This is a genomic window from Spirochaetota bacterium, assembly GCA_017999915.1.
Taxonomy (GTDB): Bacteria; Spirochaetota; UBA4802; order UBA4802; family UBA5550; genus RBG-16-49-21.
In genome coordinates, this window is sequence record JAGNKX010000001.1 from 252993 (window position 1) to 270264 (window position 17272).

Consider the following 17272-nt stretch of genomic DNA (forward strand, 5'->3'; position numbering starts at 1 on the left):
CTCCCCTTCCATTTAGTCTTTGACGGATAGGCCCGATTCCCCCAGGAGCCGCGGTATGATTTCTTCCTTGCCGCCCGAGAGAACATGGATTCCCCGGACGCCCTTCATGTTCTTCAGGGCCTGGATGGTTTCGACGCAGATGGCAAGGCCTTCCTTTTTCTGGGCCGCCCCGTCTCCGGCCGATCGCAGCCGCTCCACCACGCTGTCGGGGATCTGGAACTCGGTGTAGGCATTCCGGAGACGCTCGGCCTCTTCGGCGCTCTCCAGGGGAAGGACCCCGGCAAGGATCGCCGTGGTCGCGCCAATGCCCGCCTGCTGCGCCGCCGCAAGCCACTGTCCGAATTCTTCGACATTAAAAACTGCCTGGGTCTGTATGAAAGCGGCGCCGCTTTCGGCCTTTTGGGCAAGGCGCAGCATGTTCAACTCGATGGGTTTCAGGGAGGGATTTGCCACCGCCCCTGCGGTCATGGAAAAAGAGCCGCCGATCCTGGCCCCGTTCAGGAGTTCTCCCTTGTGCGTCATGGCCTTGACCATGGCCAGGAGCTGGGTCGAATCGATGTCATAGACATTGGCCGACTCGGCGCTGTCCGTCAGGCTCTGGTGGTAGCCGGAAAGGCAGAGCAGGTTCCTGATCCCCAGCGTCGCGGCGCCCAGCAGGTCTGACTGGAGGGCTATGCGGTTCCTGTCGCGGGTGACGACCTGGAATATCGGCTCTATCCCGGACTGGGCCAGCAATACCGAGGCCGCAAGGCTCGACTGGGCGACCCCGAAGGGATTATCGGACACGTTGACGGCCGAGGGCACCGCCTGCAGCGCCTGGAGGGCGCTTTTCATCGACGCGCCGTCGGTTTCAGCCTTCGGCAGGTATTCGGCGGTGACGATGAAATCCCCGTTCTGTATCTGATCGCTGAGCGTTTTTCCTGTTTTCATGTTCAATTCCAGTCTATAAAAATATCTTTATTTATTGCCGCACCGGAGGCCGGACAGGGTCCCACGGGGTCAGGCTGTCAGAGCTGCCATGTTCTTGATGGAATCGCTAAATTCATGCAGCCGCGACAGGACCGGCTCGAGCCCCTGACCATTCACTGTTAATACCGCCATGCGGTCTTTTCCCATCCCAATTTCTTCAAGCAACGAATTGACTTCCTCGACCCGCTTGGGCGACCTGAGGTTTCCTTCAAGATAGTGGCATTTATTTTTCTCGCAGGTGATCATCAGGAGACCGTCGGCGCCCTTTTCGAAGGCCTTGATGAGATAGAGCAGATTGGCCTTGCCCGAACAGGGGAGGCTGATGATCCGGTATTCGATTTCTTCATCGGCATGTACCGCGCGGTTCAATTCATCGCCATCCAGGCTGTTGGCGCAATAAAAGATGTATAATTTAACCTGCTTCTTTGTCGTACTATTCACAAGGCCCCTCTGACGAGTAGAGTATGAATCTTACCGAAGACGCATCACATGGTGCAGACGAAAAATTTTTCACTGCACAAATTTTGAAAACACTTTTCAGAGTGATAACTTTATCGTCAAGAAGAACTCTCATCAACAAATACGATTGAAAGCATTAATCTGAAAATTTTATTTTCATGTAACATTAATTTTAGCATTGCTAAACTTAATGTTAGAATAAATAAAATTTTACATAAATGTAATGTGAAATTTATTATAGTTATAGTATATTATTTCTGAGATTTACATAACGACTTGTTGCGATTCAGGCAGTTGATTTTTCATTTAAGATTCAATTCAGGAGAACTTGTTTCATGTCAGACTCGTTGCCACCTCAGGAAGGACTCTACAACAGCGCCCACGAACACGATTCATGCGGCATCGGTTTCGTCGCTCACATAAAAGGAAAACGCTCCCACGAGATAATCGAGCGCGGCCTTGAAGTTCTTGAGCGCATGGAACACCGCGGAGCCGAAAGCGCGGACAACAAGACCGGCGACGGGGCCGGCATTCTCATGCAGATACCCCACGATCTGTACCGGGATGATATGGCCGCGCTCCCCGGTCCGGGAGAGTACGGCACCGGCATCGTATTCCTTCCCCGGAAGAAGAGCGAGGCCGAATCGTGCATGGCGGAACTGGAGCGCGTCGTCGGCGAGGAGGGCCTGTCCGTCATAGGATGGCGGGACATAGCCGTCGATAACTCGGTCCTGGGAACAATTTCAAAGGCTTCCGAACCGGCCATGAAGCAGATCTTCGTTTCCGGCGACGTCCCGATAGACAGGGACCTCCTCGAACGGAAGCTGTACGTCATACGGAAAATGACAGAGGACGCCATCAGGAATTCCTCCCACAGGGAAAAGCACCTCTTTTATATACCCTCCCTGTCGGGCAGGACCATCGTGTACAAGGGGATGCTCATGCCCGCGCAGGTGCGCCATTATTACCGCGACCTCAGGGACCCCCGCGCGGCCAGCGCCGTGGCCCTGGTCCACTCGCGTTTCAGCACAAACACCTTTCCGTCCTGGGACCTGGCCCAGCCCTTCCGGATGCTCGCCCATAACGGCGAGATCAACACCGTCAAGGGAAACCGGTTCTGGATGTCGGCCCGCGAATCCACCTTCGCGTCATCCGTGTTCGGAGACGAGCTGAAAAAAACAATGCCGGTCATCGAGCCGGGCAAAAGCGATTCGGCATCCTTTGACAACGTCCTGGAAATGCTCTACTACAACGGCCGGTCCCTTCCCCACGCCCTCATGATGCTCATACCGGAATCATGGAACGAGAAAAACCCCATACCGGAAGAGCTGAAATATTTCTACGAGTTCCACTCCACCTTCATGGAGCCGTGGGACGGTCCCGCCTCCATGGTCTTCTGCGACGGACGCTACGTGGGGGGCACCCTGGACCGGAACGGACTGCGGCCGTCCCGCTACGTGATCACACGGGACGATCTCATCGTCATGGGATCGGAGGTGGGCGTCCAGACCTTCCCCCCGGAGGCGATCATCTACAAGGGGCGTCTCATGCCGGGCAAGCTGCTCCTCGTTGACATGGAACAGGGCCGCATCATCCCGGACGACGAGATCAAGCGCTCCATTTACACCCGAAAGCCCTATCAGCTCTGGGTCCAGCTCAACCGTATCAACCTGGAGGACCTTGACATGAAGGGTGACGCGCCGGTGGCGGTCGAATCGGAAGCGCTCCACGACCTACACCTCCTCCACGGATACACCCGCGAAGACGTCGAGGACATCATCGTTCCCATGGCGGAGACGGCCCAGGAGCCGACCGGGTCCATGGGGACCGACACTCCCCTGGCGGTCTTTTCGGACAGGCCCCAGCGCCTTTTCAATTACTTCAAGCAGTGCTTCGCCCAGGTGACGAACCCGCCCATAGACCCGATCCGGGAGGAGCTGGTCATGACCCTTACCAGCTACATCGGCGCGCAGAAGAACCTCCTGGACGAGACGCCCGAGCACTGCCGCATGATCAAGTTCAAGAGCCCCATATTCACCAACCGGAACATCGAGACCATCCGGCAGAACACGGATCCCGCGTTCAAGAGCATCACCCTGCCCATGACCTTCCCGGTCAGGACCGCGCCGGGCAGCATGAAGCGTGCCCTCGACAACCTCTGCATGAGCGTTGAGGAAAAAATCGACCAGGGCTATTCCTACATAATACTGTCGGACCGGGGAGCCGACCGGGAGAACGCCCCCATACCATCGCTCCTCGCCTGCGCCGGCGTCCATCACTACCTGATACGGACGAAGAAGCGCACGCGCATCGGACTCATCATAGAAACCGCCGAGGCCCGGGAGGTGATGCATTTCGCCCTCCTCTTCGGGTACGGGGCAAGCGCCGTGAATCCCTACGGCGCCTTCGCCACCATCCATGACCTGGTGCAGAAAGAGGAGCTCAAGAACCTGCGTTACATGAAGGCCGAGGACAATTACATCAAGGCCGTCAACAAGGGGCTTTTGAAAGTATTGTCAAAAATGGGAACCTCCACGCTGCGGAGCTACCGCGGGTCCCAGATCTTCGAGGCAGTCGGCCTCGGCGGGGACCTGATAGAAACCTATTTTACGGGAACGGATTCGCGCATCGGCGGCATCGGCATCGCCGAGGTGGAGCGCGAAGCGCTGATGCATCACGATACCGCCTTCGTGAGAAGGCCGAGGCTCCTCGAGTCCCAGGGCGTATACCAGTTCCGCAAGGAGGGTGAGCGACACGCATGGAACCCGGAGTCGATTCATCTTCTGCAGTGGGCCACCCGGTCCGGCGATTACGCCATTTACAAGAAATTCTCCGACCTGATAAACGGCCTGAACCGGCGTCCCCATTTCATCCGGGGACTCTTCGACTTCAGGAAACAGACGCCCATACCGATAGACGAGGTCGAGAGCGAGAAGAACATCCTGAAGCGCCTCACCACCGGCGCCATGTCCTTCGGGTCCATATCGAAGGAGGCCCACGAGACCATTGCCGCGGCCATGAACGCCATCAGCGGCCGCAGCAATTCCGGCGAGGGGGGCGAAGACCCGGAGCGCTTCACGGCGCACCCGGACGGCGTCTCCACCCGGAGCGCCATCAAGCAGGTCGCCTCGGGAAGGTTCGGCGTCACCAGCAACTACCTGGCCAACGCGGACGAGCTCCAGATCAAGATAGCCCAGGGCGCGAAGCCGGGCGAAGGGGGACAGCTCCCCGGGTACAAGGTCGACAGGACCATCGCAAAGACCAGGCACTCGACCCCGGGGGTCACCCTCATATCGCCGCCGCCGCACCACGACATCTACTCCATCGAAGACCTGGCGCAGCTCATCTTTGACCTTAAGAACGCCAACCCGAAGGCGCGGGTGAGCGTCAAGCTCGTGTCGGAGAGCGGCGTGGGCACCGTCGCTGCCGGCGTCGCCAAGGCCCACGCGGACAACATCCTCATCAGCGGCTTCGAGGGAGGCACCGGCGCGAGCCCCATCAGCTCCATCAAGCACGCGGGGCTTCCCTGGGAGATCGGTCTCGCCGAGACCCACCAGACCCTGGTCATGAACGACCTGCGCGGCCGGGTGCGGCTCCAGACCGACGGCCAGATCAAGACCGGCCGCGAGATCGTGATCGTCGCGCTGCTGGGTGCGGAGGAGTTCGGCTTCGGCACCTCCACCCTCATCGTGCTGGGATGCGTGATGATGCGCAAGTGCCACCAGAACACCTGCCCCGTGGGCGTCGCCACCCAGGACCCTGAGCTCCGGAAGAAATTCACCGGCAGGCCGGAGCACCTCATCAACTTCTTCACCTTCATGGTGCGGGAGGTGCGGGAGATCATGGCGGAGCTGGGCGTCAGGAAGTTCGACGACCTGGTCGGCCGGAGGGACCTCCTTACCGTGCGTGCCATCGACCACTGGAAGGCGAAAACCGTGGACCCGTCTCCCCTTCTCCACATCCCGAAGGAGGCGTCGGTGAACGCAACGCACTGCGTGCAGTCGCAGATACATAAAATTGACGATGTCCTTGACCGAACCCTGATCGAGCGGTCGAGCCCGGCACTGGAGCGCTACGGCCGCATGCCGGTCCAGATCGCGCTCCCCGTCAACAACACCGACCGGGCCGTCGGCACCATGCTCTCCTACGAGGTGTCGAGCCGCTTCGGCGAGGAGGGCCTGCCGGACGACACCATATCGTGCAGTTTCCGGGGCCACGCGGGGCAGAGCTTCGGCGCCTTCCTGGCGCGGGGAATCACCTTTCGCCTCGAGGGAGACGCCAACGACTACCTGGGCAAGGGCCTCTCCGGCGGACGCATCGTCGTGATACCGCCGGCGGGCTGCGCCTTCGTGCCGGAGGAGAGCATCATCATCGGGAATACGGTCCTCTACGGCGCCACCGCGGGCGAGGCCTACATCCGCGGCATAGCCGGGGAGCGCTTCGCCGTGCGCAACAGCGGCGCCGCCGCGGTGGTGGAAGGCACAGGCGACCACTGCGCCGAGTACATGACCGGCGGGCGCATCATCGTCCTCGGGAGGGTGGGCCGTAACTTCGCGGCCGGCATGAGCGGCGGCATCGCCTACGTCCTCGACCGCGACGGGGTGTTCGAGTATTTCTGCAACAGGGGGATGGTGAACCTTTCGACGGTGCGCGAATACGAGGACCAGGAGTTCATCATCGAGCACCTCGAAAAGCACGTCAAGTACACCGGGAGCACCGTCGCCCGGGACATCCTCCACGGCTGGCACGAGGTCCTGCCGAAGTTCGTGAAGGTGCTGCCGCTCGAGTACAAGCGCGCCATGGACGAGATGAAGCTGTCCATGATCGACGAAAAGCTCGCCCGGATACGGGAAGAAGAACAGCTGGGAGTGACATACTGACATGGGAGATCCGAAAGGCTTTATGCATACACGGCGCCAGGAAGCCGGCTACCGGCCGGTGGAAGAGCGCGTCAACGACTACAGCGAAGTGGAGAAGCACCTGCCCGACGACGCCCGCCGGCTCCAGGCCTCGCGCTGCATGGACTGCGGCGTCCCTTTCTGCCACTGGGCATGCCCGGTGTCCAACATCATGCCGGAGTGGCAGGACCGCGTGTACCGGGGTGACTGGAAGGGCGCCTACGAGATCCTCCAGGAGACGAACAACTTTCCCGAGTTCACCGGCAGGGTCTGCCCGGCCCTGTGCGAGGCCTCCTGCGTGCTGTCCATCGGCGACGACGCCGTCACCATCCGCCAGAACGAGCTGGCGGTCATCGAAAAGGCCTGGTCCCTCGGCCTGGTGAAGGCGCAGCCGCCAGAGAGCCGTACCGGGAAAAAGGTCGCCGTCATCGGCGGCGGCCCGGCGGGCCTGGCCTGCGCCGATCTCCTGAACAGGGCCGGCCACAGCGTGACGCTTTTCGAGTCGGCGGACGGCGTGGGGGGATATCTCCGCTACGGCATCCCCGACTTCAAGCTGAACAAGTACATCATCGACCGGCGCGTGAACCTGATGGTCGAGGAAGGGCTTGTCATTAAAACCGGCGTCACCGTCGGGAAAGATCTGCCTGCCTCTTCGCTGCGGAAGGATTTTGACGCGATCTGCATCGCCATCGGCTCCCGGGAGGCGCGGGACCTTCCGATCGAGGGGAGAAACCTCGGGGGCATACACCCGGCCCTGGACTACCTTATTCAGCAGAATCGGGTCGTAAAGGGAGACGCCATTCCGGAGAGCGAGATTATCCGCGCCTATGACAAGAACGTGGTGGTCATCGGCGGCGGCGACACCGGCGCGGACTGCGTGGGCACCGCCAACCGCCAGGGCGCCCGGTCCATCACCCAGCTTGAACTCCTGCCGAAACCGCCGGAGCACCGCACCGCGAAGGAGCCCTGGCCTCTCTGGCCGAAGCTCCTCAAAACCTCCAGCTCCCACGAGGAGGGGTGCGAGAGAATGTGGAACGTGTCCACGGTGAAATTTTCCGGCGTTGATGGCCGGGTAAAACAGATAGTTGCAAAGAAGGTCGAGTGGACCGCCGGCCCCGGCGGGAACCCGGTCATGACAGAGGTGCCGGGATCTGAATTCACCCTGGACGCGGAGCTGGTGCTCCTTGCCATGGGTTTCATTCACCCGGTCCATACCGGCCTGGTCCGTGAACTGGGCCTTGAATTGGACGGACGGGGCAACATCAGGATCGACGAGAATTCCATGACCAGCGTTGAGGGCGTGTTCTCGGCCGGCGATTCGTCCCGGGGCGCCTCCCTCGTGGTGTATGCCATACAGGACGGGAGGAGGGCTGCGGCTTCCATAGACCGGTACCTGTCATAAGCAGCGGAGCGATTTACCCCCAACCCCAAATTATTTGGACAAACGGTAATATTTTACTTGAAAAGGCCCTTTTGCTGTCACAGTATCACACCTGGAGGTTCCCTCAACAAAGGGATACCCTGTCTGGCGATCATTGAATCCTTTACAATAATTATACCGGTTCTCTTAAGATCATGACCGTGGAATACAGGAACCCGGCCCCGACCGTGGACATCATCATTGAAATTGAGAACGATCCTCCTTCGTCCTCCCCCGCCGGGATCGTGCTCATCAAGCGTAAAAATCCACCCTACGGATGGGCGATCCCAGGGGGATTCGTCGATTACGGCGAGACCCTTGAATCAGCCGCTGTCAGGGAGGCCCGCGAGGAGACCGGCCTGGCCGTTACCCTGGTCAGGCAGTTCCATACCTATTCCGATCCGTCCCGGGACCCCCGGAAGCACACCATCACAACCGTATACATTGCGACGGCCCGGGGCACGCCGGTGGGGGCCGATGACGCGGCCGAAGCGCGGATATTCCCCCTTGACGCCCCGCCGGAGGAGATGGCCTTCGACCATGGCGACATTCTCAGGGACTACCGGGAGAGAAAGTATTGACCGTGCACCCGGTGCGGATACGCGCCGGACATAGAACCATATCTTCAGGAGATGCCCGATGAACATTTCCAATACCCTTCTGACGACCCTCGAAATCACCCTCGATACCATTTTCAAGGCTTCCGGCACGGACCTACGCGTCCACGGCCTTGAAAACGTGCCGGACCAGCCGGTGCTCTATGTCGTGAACCATTTCACGCGAATGGAAACCTTCCTGATGCCCTATATCATAAAAAAGAAGCTCCGCAAATACCCCATATCCCTGGCCGACAGATCCTTCTTCAGCGGCAAGATGGGCGAGTTCATGGACAGGGTCGGCGCCGTTTCAACGGCGGACCAGAACCGGAACGCCATCCTCATCGGCTCGCTCCTCACGGACAGGCACCCGGTCATCATATTTCCGGAAGGCCAGATGATCAAGGACAAGAAGATTGTCGAAAAGGGCAAATTCATGGTGTACAACACCGGCATCCGGCGGCCCCCCCATACCGGCGCGGCCCGCATCGCCCTCCTATCTCAGTTCATGCGGGAGAAGATCCGCCGCTTCCATGAAAAGAGCGACATGGGCAGGCTTGAACAGATTGCCGCCGCCTACGGCTTCGACCTCCAGGACCTGGGCGGCATTCTCAAAAAAGAAACGTGCATCGTGCCGGTGAACCTGACCTATTACCCGGTCAGGGCCCGGGACAACGCCATAAACAAGCTGGTGGGAAGGTTCGTCAAGGACATGTCCGCCCGCTTCAAGGAGGAGCTCGAGGTCGAGGGCACCATGGTCATGGAAGGCGTTGACATAGACATCAATTTCGGGAAGCCGATCTATGCGAGGGAATACCTTCAATCGAACAGCCAGGTCATGGAGATGCTGGCCGATGATTCCCTCTACCTCTCACCGGATGATTCGAAGAGGCTCTCCGCCCTTGCTCCCCTGGACCTCGCCGTGATGCTCCAGTACATGAACGCGATCTACGGCATGACCACGGTGAACCACGATCACCTGCTTTCATACATCCTTACCCATTACAAGAAAGGATGGATCAGCGAAGATGACCTTAAAAACCGCGCCTTCCTGGCCATGGACAGGATCCGTGCGAGCGGCCTCACCAACTATCACACCGCGCTCCAGAAGAAGCAGTTCTATCTCCTCACGGACGATTTTCATGACAAGTACGCGAATTTCATCGAATCGGCCCTGTCCGACGGCCTCATCTCCCTGAAGGACGGCATCATCCGCAAAAACCGTGGCCGTTTCACCAAGCTCTATGACTTCCACACCATCAGGAAGGACAACATCATGGAGGTGCTCACGAACGAGATCGAGCCCCTCACCGCCCTTACCGCGGCCCTGGACCGCCTGTGCTTCATGCCGGCCTGGTGGATCAGGAGAACGATCCGGAACCGCTTCATCGAGCTGGACAGGAAGCTCTTCGATGAGGATTACATGAAATACGGCATCACGGGCGAAAGCAAGCCGAGGGAGATCGGGCAGCCCTTTTTCCTGAAGCGCCTCTTCAGCCGGAAGGGGATCATTCTGGTCCACGGCTACATGGCAGCGCCCGAGGAGATCAGGCCCCTGGCGGACTTCCTCCACGGGAAGGGATACAACGTCTACGGCGCCCGCCTGCGCGGCCACGGCACAGCGCCGGAAGACCTGGCGACGCGCAACTGGGAGAAGTGGTACGACTCGGTGGGAAGGGCCTACATCATCATGAAAAACTCGATGAAGACCCTGGCCATCGGCGGCTTCTCCACCGGCGCGGGCATCGCCCTGCTGCAGGCGGCGAATAAGCCGGGCAGGTTCCGCGGCGTCATTTCCATCAACGCGCCCCTGAAGCTGCAGAACATATCGTCGCGGCTCTCGTCGGCCGTTGTCATGTGGAACAATTTCCTCACGAGGATCCACGTGAACAAGGGGAAAATGGATTTTGTCACCAACACCCCGGAAAATCCCCATATCAACTATTTCCGCAATCCCGTCGCCGGGGTCAGCGAACTGGGCAGGCTCATGAAGGTCGTGGAAGAGCGCCTTCCCCTCGTCAGGGACCCCGCCCTGATCATTCAGGGCTCCGACGACCCGGTGGTCAACCCGGTAAGCGGCCTGGAGATTTTCGACCGCCTCGGCACTGAGCGGAAACAGCTCATCAGGATTTTCGCGAAGCGCCATGGCATCGTTCGCGGCAGGGAATCTGAAGAGGTGAAGGCAAGGGTCCTGGAGTTCCTGGGCAAGGTCTTCAGCGGCAAGGCCTGAGGCGGGACTACTGCACCTCGATGCCGATAAGGATGATGTCATCCACGAGGGGCGCGCCCTTCCTGAAACGCGTGACCGTATCGATGATACAGTCCAGCTTTCCGCTAATGGTGCGCCGCTCCGGATCTCGAAAAAGGTTCAGAAAATTCTCGTTGTCTGAATCGAGCATCTCCCGCTCTTCGTTGATCGTGTCCGGAATGCCGTCGGTATAGAGAAAAATGCGGTCGCCCGGCCGCAGCTCCACCGAGGCTTCGCCGTAGGAGTTATTCTCGTTCCAGCCCAGCAGGTTACCCCTGGCCTTGATGTACTCGGCTGAATCGCTCTCGCGGCGATACACTATCGGGAAGGGATGGCCGCCCCGGGCGAAGGTGAAGGTAACCCCGCCCTCATGGCGGCTGAAAAGACCGTAGAGGGCCGTCATATAGTAATCGGGCATGTCCCGGTACACCTCGTAATTGATCATCTCGATGTACCGGGAGGGACTGGTGCCGCACTTTCGGCAGGCATGGTTGGATATGGTCCGCACGAGGGAGAGGAACAGCGCCGCGGGAACGCCGTGGCCGGTCACGTCGCCGATGAAGATCCCCAGGCCGCCCTCGGCAAGGATCGTAAAAGAAAAAAAATCGCCGCCCACCGCCTCGAGGGGCAGATACCGGTAATCGATGGCAAGGGGAGGATAGACCGGGACCTCCTTCGGCATGAGGGCCTTCTGGATGATGCGGGCGCTCTCCAGCTCTTTATCCAGTATTTCATTGCGGGCCCTGAGACTGTTTTCGCTGTTCCGCAGCTCGTTCTCGACCTGCTTCCGCTCGATGATCTCCCGGATCAGCTGCTTGTTGATGCCCTTGAGCTCCGCGGTGCGCTCCTGCACGATCATCTCGAGCTTTTCATGGTGGCGCCGCAGCTCCTCTTCCATCTGCTTGCGGTCGCTTATCTCCCGCCCGATCCCCTGCACCGCGTAGGGCTTCCGGTTGCGGTACATGAGAAACGACTTTGTTTCAACGAACACGCATCCGCCCTCCTTTGTGTAGAGGATGAATTCCGTGGGGTTTTTCTGGGCGCCGGTTTCCTTGAGCTCCCTGACCAGCTCTTCCACCATCGGCATCTGGTCGTCGCCGAGGACGTCCCGCAGCGTCAGGGCGGGGATTTCCTCCTTCGAATAGCCGAGGGCGTTGATCCCGGCGCTGTTGACATCGATGAAACGGCCCTTGAAATCATGGATGAATACTATGTCCAGGGAGCGCTCAAAGAGAGAGCGATACCGCTCCTCGCTCTCCTCCAGGGCCATGCGCGCCATCTTCCTGCCCCGGATGTCCCTGGTGCTCCCCTGAATACCGATGGGCTCACCTTTATCGTCAAGGATCCACGACATCGTCGTCTCGATATCTATCACGGAGCCGTCCTTCCCGTACTGCTGCAGCTCCATGGTCCTGATGTTCGCGCGCTCCCCGGCCGGTTTCCGCAGCTCCCGGGCAAGCTCCCCGGAGACGAAGGACACACACTCCGGGAGGAGATACTTCTGCATAGGGATTTCCATGGCTTCTTCGGGGGTGTAGCCGGTCATGGCCGTGACCGACGGGCTGACGTAGGTAAAACGGCCGTCAAGGGTCATGGCCCATATCACGTCGGAGGAATTCTCAGCCAGAAGCCGGTACAGCTCCTCGCTTTTATACAGGTCGGCAATGGTTTTCCTGAAGACCGCCTCCGTCTCCTCAAGCGTTGTTATGCGCCGTCGCAGCTCCTCGATTGTCGGGTCTTTTGGTTCTTCATCCATTGCGTGCCGGATCCTGGCTCAGGGTGAGCTCCAGTCCATCCATCGGGCCTATATGGCAAGGACCTCGATCTCGACGCGGCGATTCTCCTTCCGCCCCTCGTCGGACTTGTTGGTCGCTATGGGCTTCTTTTTGCCGTATCCCTTGCTCACCAGCCTGTTCTTGCCGATCCCCTTGTTGATCAGGTAGTCCACGACGGTCTTGGCCCGCTGCATGGAAAGCTTGTTGTTAGCGGTCTCGGACCCGATATTATCGGTGTGGCCGCTGATCTCCACCTTCATGGTGGGATTTTCCTTCATCAGCTGGATAATCCGGTTCAGCTCGTACTTTGACTCCCTGAGGAGCTTGAAGCTCCTGAACTCAAAATACATGTTATTGAGGACGATATTCGCCCCCACCACGATCGGCTCAAGGAGTATGTCCTCGTTGATCTCCTTGTACTGCTGGAGCCCGGTGAGGTCTATCTTCCGCGAATAGAACATGTAGCCCGGACTCTTGACGGAAAAATCGCATATCTTTCCCTTGTTGAGGATGACGATATACTTCCCGTCATCCTTATTGCTGTGAATGGTAATGGTGCGGTCGTCATGTTTTATGTCCGTGATGTTCAACTCCGCGAACAGTGTCTTGTCAGTGTCCCTTTTATCCCGCACCGTTCCCTTCACGACAACGACCTTGGTCTGCTGGAGGTTTTCGGGAATGGGCACGGAAAAGATCCTCCGGGCGCTTTCCCGTCCGCCCTCGTCCCTGCCCAGGGACTTGGTGTAGTACATGATGTCACCCGACGCGGGAATGGCGATCAGGCTGTCTTCCCCCTTGGTGTTGATGAAGTTCCCCAGGTTGACGGGCTTGCTCCATCCGCCGCTTTCGGTCCTTTCGGTTTTGTAAAGATCGTACCCGCCGGATCCTCCGGGCCTCGTGGAGCTGAAAATGAGGGTCAGGTTGTCCGCCAGGATGACGGGGCCGAACTCGCAGTATTCCGTGTTTATCGGATTGGGCATTTTTCTCGGCTGGCCCCAGGTGTCATCTTTCTTTTCCGCGTAAAAGATGCCCAGCTTGTCCTTGCAGCCGGTCTTCTCCGGGCATTCGCGCACGAAGAACAGGGTGTTGCCGTCAGGCGAAAGGGAAGCAAAGCCTTCGTAGCCGGGCGAATTGACGGGAGCGCCCATGTTCACCGGGGTGGACCAGCGGTCGCCCTTGCGCTGCGATATCCAGAGGTCGCAGTTCCCCAGCCCCCCTTTCCGATCCGACGTGAAAAGAAGCGAGTTCTGGTCGTAGGTGATGAAGCATCCGCCGTCGGCATATCCCGAGTTGATGCTGTCCAGGGCCACCGGCCTGCTCCACTTGTCAAATATCTTCTGCTTCGCGTAAATCTTGTATTTCCTCGGCTCATCGATATCGGCCTGGTATATCATGGTGCGCCCGTCGGCCGATATGGTCGGGCTGTATTCTGAATATTCGTGTCTGGAAAACGCGCTGGTGACCGCCGAGACCGCCACCAGGAGAAAAACGGCAATCAGCGCCACTCTTGACAATGTACTATATTTTCCCATAGCTCAGCCCCTTATTATTCTTCTGTGACATGCTGCGATATTGATATACACCATTCAAGATACAACAGACGATAATATTTTTAATAGACGGTAAATTCTCTGTCAAGTAACAAATAGATGCGGATCCCGGATGGAACGAAGCTTCGGTTCATGACGATGTCTGCGGGCCGACATGATCATTCATTAAGGAACAGGATCAGCAAAACGAAAGCGACGATTGAAAAGGCGGCTGAACAGTAAAAGACCCCGTCCATGCCCCATCCCTGGAAGGCAATGCCGGTGAGGACCGGTCCCACCGTCTGCCCCAGGCGGAGCACCATGGAGTTGACGGACATGAAGGCGCCGCGGAATTCCATCGGGGCGCTCCCGGAAATATGGGTCTGTATGCTGGGAATATTGAGACCATTGGCAAGGCCGTATAACAACACGGGGATGGTCATCATCCAGATGTTGTCCGCGAGAAGCACCAGCATGATGGCGGCGGCATAGGCGATAAAGGAAACCGTGATGATGGTCTTGGGCCTGAAGCGCCGTGAGATCCAGCCGAGGTTAAAGGCGCCGATGATCGTGGTGACCGAGGTCGCCGCCAGCATCAGGCCGATGGTCGACGACGAAGCGTTAAATCTTTGATGCATGAGGAAGGGAAAGTAAGCGAGGAGCGCCCCGTACAGGAGGATAAAGGTCGCCAGCGTCGCCAGGTACGCAGGCATCACTTCCCTGTCCGCGGCGGAGCGCAGGGCCCCGCCCAGGTACTGGCGCAGAGGCGGCATCGCGGCCGGCTCCGGATTCCTGAGCCCATACAAAACGATAATGCCCATCGGCAGTGCCAGAGCCGACAGTAAAAAGGGATAGTTCCATCCCAGCAGGGCCAGGGCCCCGCCCAGGGCCGGATAGATCATGGTGCCGACGCCGAGCACCGACGCGTTGTACCCGAGCGCCTCGGTCCGGTCCTTGCCGGCAAACATGTCGGTAATGACGGTCTGGCCCAGCCCCCCAAGGGCCGACGCGCCCACGCCGTTGATAAAGCGCAGGACCAGGAGAACGGGATACTCGGTGGCAAAGGCGCATGCACCGCCGGCTACGCCGAAGAGCAGCAGGGAGGGAACGATCACTTTTTTTCTTCCGAAGCGGTCGGCAAGAATACCCATGACCGGCGCCAGGATGATGCCGGGGAAGGTGAAGACCGTGATGAGCATGACCACCTCCCCCTCCGTGAGGCCCAGGTCCTTCGCCATGGAGGGGAATGCCGGCGCTATGGAGGTAACGCCGATGGCCGAGATCAGCGTTATCCCGAAAACGATCTGGAGATCGCGGCCGAGCAGTATGCGCCAGTCCCGCTTAATCCTCACCGTGACCGCTTGCACCGTTCATGCCGACCAGCCCGATCCGATGCTCGGCGGCCTGCAGGATCTCACCCATCATCTCCCCATAGGACAGTCCCTCTATGGCGGCCATCTTCGCCATGTGGCCGTCCCAGCACCATCCGGGATTGGGATTCACCTCGAGGAGCTTCGGCTTTCCTTTCGCGTCCAGGCGCCAGTCGAAGCGGCAGTAGTCGCGGCATTCCAGCCGTTCGAACAGCTTCAGGCAGCATTCGATGATCAGCTTGCGGATGTCGTCGGAGATGGCCGCCGGTATGGGGCGCACGGTCCGGTAGGGCGATTCCCGGACCCATTTCGCCTCGTATCCGCATATCTTCGGAAGGTCCGCCGGCAGGAACGAATAATCCTCCTCGATGACCGGCAGCACGCGGTACGACTCCGGAGGATTGCCGATGATGCCGACGCTCAGGTCCTTGCCGGGAAGAAACTCCTCTACCAGGATCGGCTTCTCGTAGCCCAGGCGGTCCCTGATCTCCGAAATGGCGTTCACCAGCTCCTCGATGCCGTTGCAGACACACCGCTGGGTGATGCCGAGGCTGCAGTCGCCGATGTTGGGCTTGCAGATGACCGGAAAGGCGAAGGGGAGATCGAAGGTATTGTCCTCCGCCTTGATGAAGAAGGCCTTGGCCACCGGTATCCCCATTTCCTTGGCAATGCCGCGCACGAGGGACTTGTCGTAGCAGTAGGCCAGGCACTGCGGCCCCGATCCCGTGTAGTTGACGTCCATCATCTCCAGGAGCGAGGGCACGTGGAGCTCCCGGCGGGCGTCGTTGTTGTATCCGTCGTCGCACAGGTTGAAGGCGAAATCGGTGTTCTTCTTGAGCCGCGCCAGGTCGTTGATCAGCGAATCGTGGCTGCTGACGTAGGTGAAATTATAGTCCCGGAGGTCTTTCAGGGCGTCCTTCATCTGGTCGATATCGTACCGCTCGGTGTCCTCGCATAACGGGAAGCGCGCGGGATCCTTTTTCATCGGGTCGCCCAGGACGACCGTCACGTTCTTGATGTCCGTCTTACGCTGGCGGACCGGCGACCAGTCCTTCTTGACCAGGGCGGTCATGACGATATGCTTTTCCGCCATTCCCTGTTCCTGCCCGCGCGGGAAGTCGGCGCAGTCATGGAGCGTGATATCGCTGAAGCCGGCGGCGTTCAGAAGCTCCTGCATGCTGTCGCTGTTGTAGAGCCGCTCCGCGTAGAACTGATCGGCGATGACGCCCTTTTCCACGTGAGTGACTAACTCGCGGGATATGAGACGCTGCTTGTCCACGGAAATCGAGCGCTCCCGGCAGACAAAATGATTCTTGTCGATCCATTCCCACGACCGGGGCTGAAAATGCCTGCGCAGGTGATCGCCGTCGTTCACGTCGACCAGGAGCCGGCCCCACGGCTTCAGCACCCTGAAGACCTCCCGGAGAACGCGCAGGTCGTCATTGACCGTTTCAAAGTAGCCGAAGCTGTTGCCGAGGATGAATATGGCGTCGAAGGTATCGGGCCGGTAGGGGAGCATGCGGGCCTCGCCCTCGCGGAATTTCACGTAGAGGCACTCCTTTTTCGCCTGCACCTTGGCCCTCTGTATGAGGTACCGCGACCGGTCCAGGCCCTCCACGAACTTGAATCCGCGGCGGGCCAACTCGAGGGAATGACGTCCCTGGCCGCAGGAAAGGTCGAGGATTCGATCATCGTGAAGCACGTGGGCGATGCCGGTGAAGAAGTCCACCTCCCGGGCCGTTGTCTGGTGGTCTTCCCCCAGGTCCGGATCGGTTTTCAGATAGAGAGAATTGAAGATTGTATTCCACCAGTCGGGATTGACATATTCTTCCAGGTTTGCCACGGGGCCTAAAGATTTCCTGGCGTGCACCCCCTTCGGCCTGGCCGATACCGGATTATTATTGATTGCTGCTTTCATCGTCACCCCTTACCTCCCCGTTATAAACATTATGTCTCATGCTGTCATATATCTTCACTGCTGCACAGATCGATATCGCCCGAAGTCAGC

General features: G+C 59.0%; 10 protein-coding genes. 4 read left to right on the top strand and 6 right to left on the bottom strand.

Features of this window, described 5'->3' with window-relative positions; translation table 11 throughout:
* Nucleotides 1-12: 12 nt before the first annotated feature.
* Together KA369_01020 and KA369_01025 are read right to left on the bottom strand one after the other, a co-directional pair.
* The gene (locus tag KA369_01020) at nucleotides 13-930 is read right to left on the bottom strand and encodes a methylenetetrahydrofolate reductase (protein ID MBP7734529.1); all 918 of its coding nucleotides are present in this window, start codon (nucleotides 928-930) and stop codon (nucleotides 13-15) included.
* A gap of 69 nt (nucleotides 931-999) precedes the next feature.
* Complete coding sequence (locus KA369_01025; GenBank protein MBP7734530.1) at nucleotides 1000-1410, bottom strand: hydrogenase iron-sulfur subunit; 411 nt, start codon at nucleotides 1408-1410, stop codon at nucleotides 1000-1002.
* A gap of 353 nt (nucleotides 1411-1763) precedes the next feature.
* On the opposite strand from KA369_01025, the gene gltB reads away from it, so the two are divergent.
* The 4 genes from gltB to KA369_01045 all read left to right on the top strand — a co-directional run bounded on the left by gltB (nucleotide 1764) and on the right by KA369_01045 (nucleotide 10572).
* Nucleotides 1764-6308 (top strand): glutamate synthase large subunit, encoded by a 4545-nt coding sequence (gltB, locus tag KA369_01030; protein ID MBP7734531.1) that lies wholly within the window; start codon nucleotides 1764-1766, stop codon nucleotides 6306-6308.
* Between the two features lies 1 nt (nucleotide 6309).
* Nucleotides 6310-7728 (top strand): glutamate synthase subunit beta, encoded by a 1419-nt coding sequence (locus KA369_01035; protein MBP7734532.1) that lies wholly within the window; start codon nucleotides 6310-6312, stop codon nucleotides 7726-7728.
* Between the two features lie 173 nt (nucleotides 7729-7901).
* Entirely contained in the window at nucleotides 7902-8327 is a 426-nt protein-coding gene (locus KA369_01040; GenBank protein ID MBP7734533.1) for an NUDIX hydrolase, read from the top strand.
* A 58-nt stretch (nucleotides 8328-8385) separates the two neighbouring features.
* Complete coding sequence (locus KA369_01045; GenBank protein MBP7734534.1) at nucleotides 8386-10572, top strand: alpha/beta hydrolase; 2187 nt, start codon at nucleotides 8386-8388, stop codon at nucleotides 10570-10572.
* Nucleotides 10573-10579: 7 nt separating this feature from the next.
* On the opposite strand, the gene KA369_01050 is transcribed toward KA369_01045, so the two are convergent.
* From KA369_01050 to KA369_01065, 4 genes are all read right to left on the bottom strand, one after another.
* The gene (locus tag KA369_01050; protein MBP7734535.1) at nucleotides 10580-12346 is read right to left on the bottom strand and encodes a PAS domain S-box protein; all 1767 of its coding nucleotides are present in this window, start codon (nucleotides 12344-12346) and stop codon (nucleotides 10580-10582) included.
* Nucleotides 12347-12394: 48 nt separating this feature from the next.
* Nucleotides 12395-13897, bottom strand: a complete 1503-nt coding sequence (locus KA369_01055; protein ID MBP7734536.1) for an OmpA family protein — start codon at nucleotides 13895-13897, stop codon at nucleotides 12395-12397.
* Nucleotides 13898-14073: 176 nt separating this feature from the next.
* Nucleotides 14074-15246 (bottom strand): MFS transporter, encoded by a 1173-nt coding sequence (locus KA369_01060; protein ID MBP7734537.1) that lies wholly within the window; start codon nucleotides 15244-15246, stop codon nucleotides 14074-14076.
* Nucleotides 15236-17182, bottom strand: coding sequence for a methyltransferase domain-containing protein (locus tag KA369_01065; GenBank protein MBP7734538.1), 1947 nt, complete (start codon nucleotides 17180-17182; stop codon nucleotides 15236-15238). The genes KA369_01060 and KA369_01065 overlap by 11 nt, the downstream gene beginning before the upstream one ends.
* Nucleotides 17183-17272 lie beyond the last annotated feature (90 nt).